General features: G+C 69.1%; 11 protein-coding genes. 6 read left to right on the top strand and 5 right to left on the bottom strand.

Annotation, left to right across the window (positions count from 1 at the left end):
- Positions 1-536: 536 nt before the first annotated feature.
- On the bottom strand, positions 537-737 hold the full coding sequence (gene thiS / locus P7A99_RS25105) for a sulfur carrier protein ThiS (protein WP_058346516.1): 201 nt from the start codon (positions 735-737) through the stop codon (positions 537-539).
- Positions 738-815: 78 nt separating this feature from the next.
- Here thiS and P7A99_RS25100 point away from each other — a divergent pair, with 78 nt between their 5' ends.
- The 4 genes from P7A99_RS25100 to aat all read left to right on the top strand — a co-directional run bounded on the left by P7A99_RS25100 (position 816) and on the right by aat (position 3,879).
- Positions 816-1,259 (top strand): type II 3-dehydroquinate dehydratase, encoded by a 444-nt coding sequence (locus tag P7A99_RS25100; RefSeq protein WP_058346515.1) that lies wholly within the window; start codon positions 816-818, stop codon positions 1,257-1,259.
- Positions 1,260-1,297: 38 nt separating this feature from the next.
- A complete protein-coding gene (accB, locus tag P7A99_RS25095) occupies positions 1,298-1,807 on the top strand; it encodes an acetyl-CoA carboxylase biotin carboxyl carrier protein (RefSeq protein ID WP_277796434.1) in 510 nt (169 codons plus the stop codon).
- Positions 1,808-1,814: 7 nt separating this feature from the next.
- Positions 1,815-3,158 (top strand): acetyl-CoA carboxylase biotin carboxylase subunit, encoded by a 1,344-nt coding sequence (gene accC / locus P7A99_RS25090; protein ID WP_277796433.1) that lies wholly within the window; start codon positions 1,815-1,817, stop codon positions 3,156-3,158.
- A gap of 67 nt (positions 3,159-3,225) precedes the next feature.
- Positions 3,226-3,879 carry a leucyl/phenylalanyl-tRNA--protein transferase gene (gene aat, locus P7A99_RS25085; protein WP_277796432.1) on the top strand — a complete coding sequence of 218 codons (654 nt, stop codon included), beginning with the start codon at positions 3,226-3,228 and terminating at the stop codon, positions 3,877-3,879.
- Here the strand turns inward: aat and P7A99_RS25080 are convergent.
- Together P7A99_RS25080 and P7A99_RS25075 are read right to left on the bottom strand one after the other, a co-directional pair.
- On the bottom strand, positions 3,816-4,475 hold the full coding sequence (locus P7A99_RS25080) for a DUF2155 domain-containing protein (protein ID WP_277796431.1): 660 nt from the start codon (positions 4,473-4,475) through the stop codon (positions 3,816-3,818). The two genes, aat and P7A99_RS25080, sit on opposite strands and share 64 nt — an antisense overlap.
- A 1-nt stretch (position 4,476) precedes the next feature.
- Positions 4,477-4,872, bottom strand: a complete 396-nt coding sequence (locus P7A99_RS25075; RefSeq protein WP_277796430.1) for an NADH:ubiquinone oxidoreductase subunit NDUFA12 — start codon at positions 4,870-4,872, stop codon at positions 4,477-4,479.
- 223 nt (positions 4,873-5,095) lie between these two features.
- Between P7A99_RS25075 and P7A99_RS25070 the strand changes: the two genes are divergently transcribed.
- On the top strand, positions 5,096-7,816 hold the full coding sequence (locus P7A99_RS25070) for a ribonucleotide reductase (RefSeq protein ID WP_277796429.1): 2,721 nt from the start codon (positions 5,096-5,098) through the stop codon (positions 7,814-7,816).
- Positions 7,817-7,892: 76 nt separating this feature from the next.
- Positions 7,893-8,390 carry a pentapeptide repeat-containing protein gene (locus P7A99_RS25065; protein ID WP_277796428.1) on the top strand — a complete coding sequence of 166 codons (498 nt, stop codon included), beginning with the start codon at positions 7,893-7,895 and terminating at the stop codon, positions 8,388-8,390.
- Positions 8,391-8,400: 10 nt separating this feature from the next.
- Here the strand turns inward: P7A99_RS25065 and P7A99_RS25060 are convergent, their stop codons facing one another.
- Complete coding sequence (locus P7A99_RS25060) at positions 8,401-8,949, bottom strand: hypothetical protein (RefSeq protein WP_277796427.1); 549 nt, start codon at positions 8,947-8,949, stop codon at positions 8,401-8,403.
- A gap of 109 nt (positions 8,950-9,058) precedes the next feature.
- The gene (gene aspS, locus P7A99_RS25055; RefSeq protein WP_277796426.1) at positions 9,059-10,897 is read right to left on the bottom strand and encodes an aspartate--tRNA ligase; all 1,839 of its coding nucleotides are present in this window, start codon (positions 10,895-10,897) and stop codon (positions 9,059-9,061) included.
- Positions 10,898-11,066: the final 169 nt, after the last annotated feature.

The raw sequence follows: 11,066 nt of genomic DNA, 5'->3' as shown, positions 1-11,066 counted from the left end.
GCGCAAGGATCCGGCCCGAAGCGGCGACGTGGATGCGATCGAGCGGGGCTGAAGGAGCGGCGTGAGCCGGGCCTGAAAGCTTAAATGAGGACGGGGGACGTAAACCCATCCATCGGGAGCTTGCCTGACTAGGCTCCCGCCCGCCCAAGGGTTCGCGCCGCCATGCACGCCTGGCCGTCAAGAAACGGGGCGCACTGCATGGGGAAGGGACAAAGGGCGGAAGAGGCCCGCGCGTCCCGGCCTGAGGACCAACGATCGCGCGGGGCGTTTAAGCTTCGTCGAAACGGTACTCAGAACTCACACATCCGGGCGAAGCCCGGACGCCCCGCGCCCTCTCCATCAACTTCCGTGATTTCCACGAGAGGCCGAGAAGCCGTGCCCAAAGATCCTCCCCCCGAAGGGGGAGGTGGCCCGAAGGGCCGGAGGGGGAAGTGTCTGATGAGCCAGCGGCGACCGCAGGCGCGGCAATCCCTTCCCCCTCAGTCGCTCCGCGACAGCTCCCCCTTCAGGGGGAGCATCTTTAGGCCGGAGCGGGCTCACCCGCCCCCAATAAACGTCACGATCTCGATGCGATCCCCATCGGCCAGGGCCGTGTCCGCATAAAGCGAGCGCGGCGCGATCTCGAGGTTGCGTTCGACCGCCACCTTGCGCGCGTCCAGGCCCAGGGCGGCCACCAGGTCCGCGATGCTGGCGACGCCGTCGAATTGGCGGTCTTCGCCGTTCAGTAGAAGTCTCATCTCACCTCCGAAGCGAGCCCTGCTTGTGACGCGGCGGAACCGGCTATACAAGACCTCCGGAATCGACGGCGGAGCCGAATGGTCAAACCGATCCATGTGCTGAGCGGGCCCAATCTCAACCTGTTGGGAACGCGGGAGCCCGAGATCTACGGCAAGGACACCCTGGATGACGTGCGCGTGCGCTGCGAGGCGCGGGCCGCGGCCAGGGGGCTTTCCGTCGTGTTCCGGCAGAGCAATCACGAAGGCGTGCTGATCGACTGGGTGCAGGAAGCCCGCACCGAGGCCAGCGCGCTCGTGATCAATCCGGCGGGTTATGGACATACCTCCATCGCCCTGCTCGACGCCCTGAAGACCTTGAATATCCCAGTCATCGAGTGTCACCTGTCGAACCCTGCGGCGCGGGAGGAGTTCCGCCGCCACACCTTCGTTTCGCTCGCGGCGACCGGCCTGGTCTCCGGCTTCGGCGCTGCGAGCTATGAACTGGCCATCGAGGCCGCCGCCGGACTGATCAGCGTCGACTGACGTTCGCGCCCCGGCCCCAACATACAAGGTAAGCTTCCATGTCCAATCCGAAGGCCCCCGCCGAGACGGCCGAAACCCCGTCGATCGACGCCCGCCTGGTCCGCAAGCTGGCCGACATCCTCAAGGACACCGGCCTCTCCGAGATCGAGGTCGAGCACGTCGGCCTGAAGATCCGCGTCGCCCGTGAACTGACGGTCGCCCCGACCGCCTATTTCGCTGCTCCGGCCCCCGTGGCCGCGCCGATCGCCGCCCCGGCTCCGGTCGCCGCGCCCGCCGCCGAAGCCGCCGCCGCTCCGGCCCCGGCCGCCGTTCGCGGCGACGCCGTGAAGTCGCCGATGGTCGGCACCGCCTACCTCTCGCCGCAGCCCGGCGCCGACGCCTTCATCAAGGTCGGCGACACCGTCTCGGCCGGCCAGACCCTGCTGATCGTCGAAGCCATGAAGACCATGAACCCGATCGCCGCCCCGAAGGCCGGCAAGATCGTCGAGATCCTGGTCGCCGACGCCCAGCCCGTCGAGTTCGGCGAGCCGCTCGTCGTCATCGAGTAAGCGCGCCATGTTCGACAAGATCCTCATCGCGAACCGGGGCGAGATCGCGCTCCGGGTTCACCGCGCCTGTAAGGAAATGGGCATCGCCACCGTGGCGGTCCACTCCGAGGCCGACCGCAACTCGATGTGGGTGCGCCTGGCCGACGAGAGCGTGTGCATCGGCCCCGCCCCGGCGGCCAAGAGCTACCTCAACATCCCGTCGATCATCGCCGCGGCCGAGATCACCGGCGCGCAAGGCATCCATCCGGGTTACGGCTTCCTGTCGGAGAACGCCCGCTTCGCCGAGATCGTCGGCGCGCACGGCTTCACCTTCATTGGCCCCAAGCCCGAGCACATCCGGATGATGGGCGACAAGATCACCGCCAAGCAGGCCGTGAAGGACGCCGGCATTCCGGTCGTTCCGGGCTCGGACGGCGGCGTTTCGACCGAGGAAGAGGCCTTCGCGGCCGCCGACAAGATCGGCTTCCCGGTTCTGATCAAGGCCGCCGCCGGCGGCGGCGGTCGCGGCATGAAGGTCGCCCAGACCCGTGAAGACCTGGCCGAAGCGGTCGCCACCGCCCGCGCCGAGGCCCGCGCCGCCTTCGGCGACGACACGGTCTACATGGAGCGCTACCTCCAGAAGCCGCGCCACATCGAACTGCAGGTCATCGCCGACAGCCATGGCAACGTGGTGCACCTGGGCGAACGCGACTGCTCGCTGCAGCGCCGTCACCAGAAGGTTCTGGAAGAAGCCCCCTCGCCCGCCCTGTCGGCCGAGGGTCGCGCCAAGATCGGCAAGATCGTCGTCGATGCGGTCAAGGCCATCGGCTACCTCGGCGTCGGCACCATCGAGTTCCTCTGGGAGAACGACGAGTTCTTCTTCATCGAGATGAACACCCGCCTGCAGGTGGAGCACCCGGTCACCGAAGCCATCACCGGCATCGACCTGGTGCGCGAGCAGATCCGCATCGCCGCGGGCCTGCCGCTGTCGTTCACCCAGGAAGACGTCGTGTTCGAGGGCCACGCCATCGAATGCCGCATCAACGCCGAGAACGCCCGCACCTTCACGCCCTCGCCGGGCACGGTGACGGACTTCCACGCGCCGGGCGGCCTGGGCGTGCGCCTGGATTCGGCGATCTACACCGGCTACGCGATCCCACCGTACTACGACAGCCTGATCGGCAAGCTGATCGTGCACGGCCGCGACCGCGCCGAATGCATCGCGCGCCTCAAGCGCTGCCTGGGCGAAATGGTCGTCGGCGGCGTCGAGACCACGATCCCACTGTTCCAGGACCTCCTGGTTCAGCCCGACATCCTGGCCGGCGACTACGACATCCACTGGCTGGAACGCTGGATCAAGTCGCAGGGCTAAGGCCTTATCTTGGTCGGCCTCGGATCGCTCCGGGGCCGACTGAGACGATCGGAACCCACTGACGCGCATGGACGACGCCTTCGGCCTCGACGATCTCGTCGCCTGCTACGAACGCGGCGTCTTCCCCATGGCCGACGCGCGCCATGACGAACGCCTCTTCCTCATTGATCCGCAATGGCGCGGCGTGCTGCCGCTCGACGCCATGCACATCCCCAAGCGCCTGGCCCGCACCGTGCGGTCCGAGCCCTTCGAGGTGCGCGTCGACACCGCCTTCGACGCCGTGGTCGAGGCCTGCGCCTCCTCCCGTCCGGGCCGGCTGGAGACCTGGATAAACGCTCCGATCCAGAAGATGTATGGCATGCTCTACGCCGCCGGCCGCGCCCACAGCGTCGAGTGCTGGCAGGACGGGCAGCTGGTCGGCGGGCTCTACGGCGTCTCGCTGGGCGGCGCCTTCTTCGGCGAGAGCATGTTCTCGACCGCCCGCGACGCCAGCAAGGTGGCGCTGGTGCATTTGGTCGGCCGGCTGAACGTCGGCGGCTACAAGCTGCTCGACACTCAGTTCATCACCGATCACCTGGCGCAGTTCGGCACGGTCGAGATATCGCGCGCCGACTACAAGCGCCGGCTCGCCAAGGCCCTGACGGCCGAGTCGGATTTCTACTTGCTGGGGCCGGCGGCGACCGGAGCCGACGTCTTGCAGGCGATCAGCCAGGCGTCATAGACCGGATGCTCCAGCGGGTTCAGGCCCGGCGAGCTCGCGTACATCCAGCCCTTGAACACCTGCCGACCGGCCGGCGCGGCGCGACCCGGCAGAGCCTTGGGCTGGGTGTCGATGGTCAGGTAGGCGATCTGGTCGGGCGCCAGTTCGTCGGCGGCCGTGACCTCGCAGGCCCGGGCCGTGAAGACCAGGGTCTTGTAACGGATCGGCTGGCCCACCGGCACCTCGAACCGCATGGTCTCGGTCGTGACCTTGTCCAGCGCCTGGATGATGGCCACGCCGTAGCGACCTCGCTTGGCGGGCTCGGCGGGCTTGGCCGGCGCCGTAGCGACCGGCTTTGCGGGAACCGGGTCAGCCGCGGGCGGCGGAGCGGGCTCGGGCGGCGGCGCGCCGTTGGAGGGCGCGGGCTGCTGAACGGGCTTGGGCGCCGGAGCGACCGGCGCGGGCTGGGCCGCAGGCGGCGTCGCCGCAGCGGGAGGCTGCTGCACGGGCCGCGCCTGTTGCGGGGCGGCCTGCAGCGCCCAGGCGGCGCCGACGGCGAACGGAACCGCGGCGACCAGGATCGCCGCGCCCTGCAGGCTGCGCCGCTTGAGGCTCATCTTATTCCGGCGACCAGGACTGGTAGTCGCTGGTGGCGACGGCGCGCTCGCCACCGCGGCCGATGGCGCCCTTCGGACGCCAGGCGTGGACGGTGCCGGTCAGGTTCGGCAGGTGATCCTTCTCCCACGCGCGGCGCGGCAGCGGCGCCTGAGTCGGCGGCTCGTCGAACGTGTAGTGCAGCCAGCCGCTCCAGTCCGGCGGAACCTTCGAGGCTTCGGCGTAGCCGTTGTAGATCACCCAGCGACGCTTGCGGTCGTCGTAGCTGTCCTTGTTGTCGCGCGCTTCGAAGTAGCGGTTGCCGAACTCGTCTTGACCAACGAACACGCCCCGGCGGGAAATGTGGAAACGCTGACCGATGGTCACCCCGTTCCACCACGTGAAGATCGCTTTCAGCACTGCGCGGCACCCAATCTAGCAAAGGCCTTCGCGACCGAAAAAGCGCGGCGCGAAGCGGGCGGACTATAGGTCGCCAGACCGTCAGCGTCCAGCAAAGCCGTCACGGAGCGGCGCTTCAAGATGTTGTGGACAGCATCACCCATAGACCCAACATCTATTGATGGTTACCGACCTCCGGTTTAGGGTTGACACCATGACGAAGCACCCGCCGCGGAATCGGCCCATGCGCTTTGAACGACTCTTCGACGGACACGCGCCGGAATCCGACCTGCGCGAGATCGAACGGCCCGACCGTTTCATCGAAACCCTTGCGCCGCTTAGCTGGCCCGACGCTCGCGTCGAGGCCTGGCTGGACTGGGCCCCGCACGGCCCGGCCGATCCCGAAAGCCTGCTCGACGGCGCTCTGGAACGTTACGCCGCACGCCTGACCAAGACCGGTCGCGAGGCCGGGCTGTTCGCCTCAGAAGCCGACGCCCGGGCCTTCGCCGCCGACCTCGTCGACAGCATGCTCGCGGGCTATGGCGCGCCCGCCGGCGCGGCAGCCGCCCTACCCGCGCCGCTGCACGTTTCCGCCATCGAATTCCGGGCCGCCGTCGCCGATCACGTGGGCCGTGCCCGCGCCGACCGCCTGGCCCGCGAATCCGCCGCCAGGCTGGAAGCCGCGCTCACGGCGGTCTCCGACGCGGTCCTGCGCTGCGAGGGCGACGCCCGCGCCTGCTCGGACCCCGCCCGCAACGTCGCTCTTGCCCGCGCCGCCCAGAAGGCCCGCGCGGCCGGAGCCAGCGACGCCAGCATCGCCGACGCCGTGGCCTCGGCCGGTGCTCCGGGCTTCTTCGCCGCCTCGCCTGAACCCGCGCCGATCGCGCCGCTTCTGGCGCTGGCCGAGTCGGCCGACGTGGCCGCCGGCGACGAATTCGCCGCCCTCGCCGCTCGCGCCAGCTGGGAGACCGGGGAAGTCGTTCTGGCCCTGTCGCCCGCCGACGCCGAGGCCCTGGCCGTCGGCGCGGGCGCCCGCGCTGCCGTCAACGTCGCCGCCTTCCTTGGCGCCGACGGCTTTGACATCGCCGCCTTCCGCCACGCCGTGCGCCTCTGGACCGTCGCCCTCGAGCTCGACCGCCCTTCCGACCGCCTCATCGCGCTCGGCCTGGCGGGCGTGGGCGACTGGCTTCTGGCCCAGGGCCTGTCACCCGCAGAGGACGCCGGACGCGACGCGGCCGCCGCCCTCTGGGCGCTGGCCGCCGGTGAGGCGCTGACCGCTTCCGCCTCGGTCGCACAAGCGCTCGGGGCCGCCGAGAGCTACAAGGCCGAGGCCGACCGGATCCTCACCGATCTCGCCAGGCGCGCGACGGCCGCCGCGACGCTAAACGCCCCCCTGGCGGCGGAAGCCGCCAGTGCGCTTCAAGCCGCACTCGCCGCCGTCCAGGCCCATGGCCTGCGTGGCTCGGGCGTCGTCGCCGCCTTCAAGGACGCCGAGACCGCCCTGCGCCTGGGCGCCCGTCCCGGCCTCGACGCCAATTGGAGCCTGATCCAGGCCTCCGAGACCAGCGACGGCGTCGCCGTGCCGCAGCTTTCCGCCGCCGCCCAGGTCGCCCTGCAGTCGGTCGATGTCGACCTGGACGCGGTGCGGGTGCACGCGCTGGGGACTGGGTCGCTGGAAGAGGCCCCCGGTCTCGATCATCGCGCCCTGACGGCCGTCGGCTTCACCGGCCACGAGATCGCCCTGGCCGAGGCCGCCCTGCGGGCCAGCGGCGACCTGCGCGCCGCCTTCGCGCCGGCCGTCGTCGGCGCCGACTTCATCGGCGACGTTCTGGGCGCGTCGCGCGAGGCCCTCTCCGATCCCGCCTTCGACACCCTAGCCTTCGCCGGCTTCCAGCCCGACGCCATCGCCAAAGCCCAGGCCCATGCGATCGGATCGGGCCGACTGTTCGACTGCCCGGCCCTGCCCGTCGAGATCCAGGACCTGCTGCGCGCCTTCGAGACGCCGGCCGTGGCCGACCGCATCGCCTTCACGGCCGCCGTCGAAGCCTTCGCCTGCGCGCCGCAGCCCCTGGCCCTGGTCGCGCCATTCGACGCCCGCCCAGCCGACCTGCTGCGCCTGCAAGCCTCGGCCGCCCGCGCCGGCGTACGCGCCCTGAAACTATCGCGCGCCACCGCGCCCGCCGACTTCGCCCTCGACCTGCCCGAAGCCCCGGTTGAAGCGCCACGCGCCAGGCCGCCCGAGCCGATCGTCACTGAACGCGTGGTCGAGAAGGTAATCGAGCGTCAGCGCGAGCGCCGCAAGCTGCCCGATCGCCGCAAGGGCTACATCCAAAAGGCGGCCGTCGGCGGCCACAAGGTCTATCTGCACACCGGCGAGTACGAGGATGGCGAGGTCGGCGAGATCTTCATCGACATGCACAAGGAAGGCGCCGCCTTCCGGTCATTGATGAACAACTTCGCCATCGCGATCTCGATCGGCCTGCAATACGGCGTGCCGCTGGACGAGTTCGTCGACGCCTACGTCTTCACCAAGTTCGAGCCGGCCGGTCCGGTGACCGGCAACGACTCGATCAAGTCGGCGACCTCGATCCTCGACTACATCTTCCGCGAGCTCGGCGTTTCGTACCTGGGCCGTGACGACCTGGCCAACGGCGACCCGCAGGAGTTCAACGCCGACGGCCTGGGACGAGGCAAGGCCGAAGACGTCGAGGACGAGGCCGAGGAGCCCGCGCCGCTGCCGGCCTCGAAGTTCATCTCCAAGGGCTTCTCGCGCGGCGCCACGCCCGACAACCTGGTGTTCGCCGCCTTCGGGCGCCGCAAGGACGACGCGGCCAAGACCGGCGCGCCCGCCGACCAGGCCGACATCTGCCCGGCCTGCGGCGACGTGGCCCTGAGCCGCAAGGGCGGCCTGGTGGTCTGCGAAAGCTGCAACGGCCAGGCCGAACGGCCCTCGCCGCGCGGCTGAGTTCCGGCGCGGGACTTGCTGTGAAAACGGCAAGTCCCGTATCCCGCCCTTTCCACCGTCAAGGACGCGTGCCGAAATGAAACCGCTGGCCCTCCTCGCCGCCGCCGCGCTGTCGACCCTGGCGCTCGCCGGTCCCGCCCTGGCGCAGAACGCCGGTCAAATCGCCAGCGTCCGCCGCGGCGCCGACTGCCCGCGCTGCAACCTGTTCCAGGCCGACCTGTCGGGCCTGACCCTGCGGTCCAAGAACCTGGCCGGCGCCCGCCTGCGCCAATCGGACCTGTCGCTGGCGGTGATGGGCCGTACGCGGTTCACCGGGGGCGACCTGCGCGACGTCAACGCCTATGGCGGCGTCTTCGGCGGCGCGAGCTTCGCCAAGGCCGACCTGACCAACGCCACCTTCGTCGGCGCCTATCTGGAAGGCGCGAGCTTCGCCGGCGCCAACCTGTCGGGCGTCAACTTCTCGGGGGCCGAGATGGACCGCGCCAGCGGCCTTACCCAGGCCCAGCTGAACCGGGCCTGCGGCGATCCGTCGACGACCCTGCCGCGCGGCCTGTCGATCCCCCGCTGCCGCTGATCAGAATGCCTCAGTTCACCGGCAGCATCAGGTGCGCATAGGGCGTGTCGGGGAACATGACGTAGGGCTTCGAGGTGTCCGGACGCGCGCCGCCCGGATAGCCCGCCAGCATGCCCGGCGCCCCGACGACCATGACGTGCGGACCGGTCTTGACCCAGTCGTGACCGTCCATCGGCTTGGTGGCGTAGGGGTCGAGATTGCTGGGATCCGAGCCGCCCATCAGCATGTAGATGAAGCCCGGCTTGCCTTCCGGCGGCGGCTTGCGGGCGAACATGGCCGTCGCCCATTCCATGGCGTTGGCGTCGGCGCACATCGGGTCGACGCCGGGCGTCGTCGGGATGTCGGGCATGCAGGTGTAGCCGTTGGTGCCGTCGCGTAGATGACGCATCGAGCCGTCGGCGGCGAAGGTCATGATCGCCGCGTCCTTGGCCAGCGCGGCCGGCGCGGCCGACATGGCGCTGTCGATGGCTTTCTGGTCCGCCGCGGTCGGCGGCGATCCGGCATAGGCGCCCGTCGCGGCCGACAGGCAGAGGCACATTGCGAACGCGGTCCTGAACATCGGGAAACCCTCCCAGGGCGCACCCCCGACAGCGGCACCATAGCACGAAAAAGCCCTCCGAACCGTATGGCCGGAGGGCTTTGTCTTTCAGGCGCTTGCCGCCAGGTCCTTAGACCTTGATGGGCGGGGCGGTGCGGATGTGCAGCTCCTTGAGCTGCTTGTCGAGGACGTTCGCCGGGGCGTTCATCAGCAGGTCCTGGCCCTGCTGGTTCAGCGGGAAGGCGATGACTTCGCGGATGGCGACCTGCTCGGCCAGCAGCATGACGATGCGGTCGATGCCGGGGGCCAGACCGCCGTGCGGCGGGGCGCCGAAGCGGAAGGCGTTCAGCATGCCGCCGAACTGCTCCTCGACCACTTCCGGACCGTAGCCGGCGATCTCGAAGGCCTTGAGCATGATCTCGGGCTTGTGGTTCCGGATAGCGCCCGAGCACAGCTCGTAGCCGTTGCAGACGATGTCGTACTGGAAGGCGCGGATGGTCAGGGGATCCTGGCCTTCCAGGGCTTCCAGACCGCCCTGCGGCATCGAGAACGGATTGTGCGAGAAGTCGACGCGCTTTTCGTCCTCGTTCCACTCGAACATCGGGAAGTCGACGATCCAGCAGAACTTGAACTGCTCTTCGGCGACCAGCTTCAGCTCCGTGCCGACGCGGGTGCGGGCAAGGCCCGCGAACTTGGCGAACACGGCCGGATCGCCAGCCACGAAGAAGGCCGCGTCGCCAGCGCCGAGGCCGAGGCTCTCCATCAGGGCCTGCGTCGGCTCGCCCAGGTTCTTGGCGATCGGGCCGCCCCAGCCGCCCTGGTCTTCCGACCAGAACACATAGCCGAGGCCCGGCTGGCCTTCGCCCTGGGCCCAGCTGTTCATGCGGTCGCAGAAGGCGCGCGAACCGCCCGTCGGGGCCGGGATGGCCCAGATGGCGTTCTTGGCGTCGGCGCCGAGGATCTTGGCGAATAGGCCAAAGCCGCCGTCACGGAAGTGCTCGGAGACGTCGGCCATCTTGATGGGGTTGCGCAGGTCGGGCTTGTCGCTGCCGTACCAGGCCATCGACTGGGCGTAGGTCAGGCGCTCGAAGCCCTTGTGCTCGAAGGCCTGGCCAAAGTCGTTGGTGAAGGTGTGGGTCTCGCTGATCGGCGAGACCGGCTTGCCGTTCGAGAACTCCTCGAAGACGCCGTGCATCACCGGCTCGATGGCCGCGAACACGTCTTCCTGGGTCACGAAGCTCATCTCGACGTCGAGCTGGTAGAACTCCAGCGAGCGGTCGGCGCGCAGGTCTTCGTCACGGAAGCAAGGAGCGATCTGGAAGTAGCGGTCGAAGCCCGAAACCATCAGCAGCTGCTTGAACTGCTGGGGCGCTTGGGGAAGCGCGTAGAACTTCTCGGGATGCAGGCGCGAGGGCACCAGGAAGTCGCGCGCGCCTTCCGGCGACGACGCCGTCAGGATCGGCGTCTGGAACTCGTTGAAGCCCTGCGCGAACATGCGGTTGCGGATCGACTGGATCACACGCGAGCGCAGCACGATGTTCTTGTGCAGGGTCTCGCGACGCAGGTCGAGATAGCGGTGCTTGAGGCGGATCTCTTCAGGATAGTCCGGCTCGCCGAAGACAGGCAGCGGCAGTTCGTCGGCGGTCGACAGGACCTCGACGTCGGTGACGCGGATCTCGATCTCGCCGGTCGGCAGGTTGGCGTTCACCACGGCGGCGTCACGGGCGATGACCACGCCGTCGACGCGGATCACGCTCTCGGCGCGCAGGCGCTCGACGATGGCGAAGCCCGGGGTTTCGGGGTGCAGCACCAGCTGAGTCAGGCCGTAGTGGTCGCGCAGGTCGATGAAGACCAGGCCGCCGTGGTCGCGCTTGCGGTGGATCCAGCCCGACAGACGCACATTGGCGTTGGTGTCGCTGGCCCGAAGAGCGCCGCAGTTATGGGTGCGATAGGCGTGCATCGTGGTCATGAAAGGCTTCGAAACGCGTTGATTTGCAAGGCGCGGAAAGGCGCATGCGGGGGCGTTTATGTCAAGGATTCTGGCAATTTTGATCCTTCTCTCCTTGCGGGAGAAGGTGTCGCCGAAGGCGACGGATGAGGGGTCGCGCGGACGGTTCTGAGAGACCCCTCACCCGACC

Origin of the sequence: Caulobacter endophyticus (assembly GCF_029543245.1) — a bacterium.
Classification (GTDB): domain Bacteria; phylum Pseudomonadota; class Alphaproteobacteria; order Caulobacterales; family Caulobacteraceae; genus Caulobacter; species Caulobacter endophyticus_A.
This window is presented reverse-complemented; position numbering and strand designations above follow the sequence as displayed.

Excerpts from the sequence above, each read along its gene's own strand:
- thiS (WP_058346516.1), bottom strand. The coding sequence starts at position 737 with ATGAGACTTCTACTGAACGGCGAAGACCGCCAATTCGACGGCGTCGCC.
- P7A99_RS25100 (WP_058346515.1), top strand. The coding sequence starts at position 816 with ATGGTCAAACCGATCCATGTGCTGAGCGGGCCCAATCTCAACCTGTTG.
- accB (WP_277796434.1), top strand. The coding sequence starts at position 1,298 with ATGTCCAATCCGAAGGCCCCCGCCGAGACGGCCGAAACCCCGTCGATC.
- accC (WP_277796433.1), top strand. The coding sequence starts at position 1,815 with ATGTTCGACAAGATCCTCATCGCGAACCGGGGCGAGATCGCGCTCCGG.
- aat (WP_277796432.1), top strand. The coding sequence starts at position 3,226 with ATGGACGACGCCTTCGGCCTCGACGATCTCGTCGCCTGCTACGAACGC.
- P7A99_RS25080 (WP_277796431.1), bottom strand. The coding sequence starts at position 4,475 with ATGAGCCTCAAGCGGCGCAGCCTGCAGGGCGCGGCGATCCTGGTCGCC.
- P7A99_RS25070 (WP_277796429.1), top strand. The coding sequence starts at position 5,096 with ATGCGCTTTGAACGACTCTTCGACGGACACGCGCCGGAATCCGACCTG.
- P7A99_RS25065 (WP_277796428.1), top strand. The coding sequence starts at position 7,893 with ATGAAACCGCTGGCCCTCCTCGCCGCCGCCGCGCTGTCGACCCTGGCG.
- P7A99_RS25060 (WP_277796427.1), bottom strand. The coding sequence starts at position 8,949 with ATGTTCAGGACCGCGTTCGCAATGTGCCTCTGCCTGTCGGCCGCGACG.
- aspS (WP_277796426.1), bottom strand. The coding sequence starts at position 10,897 with ATGACCACGATGCACGCCTATCGCACCCATAACTGCGGCGCTCTTCGG.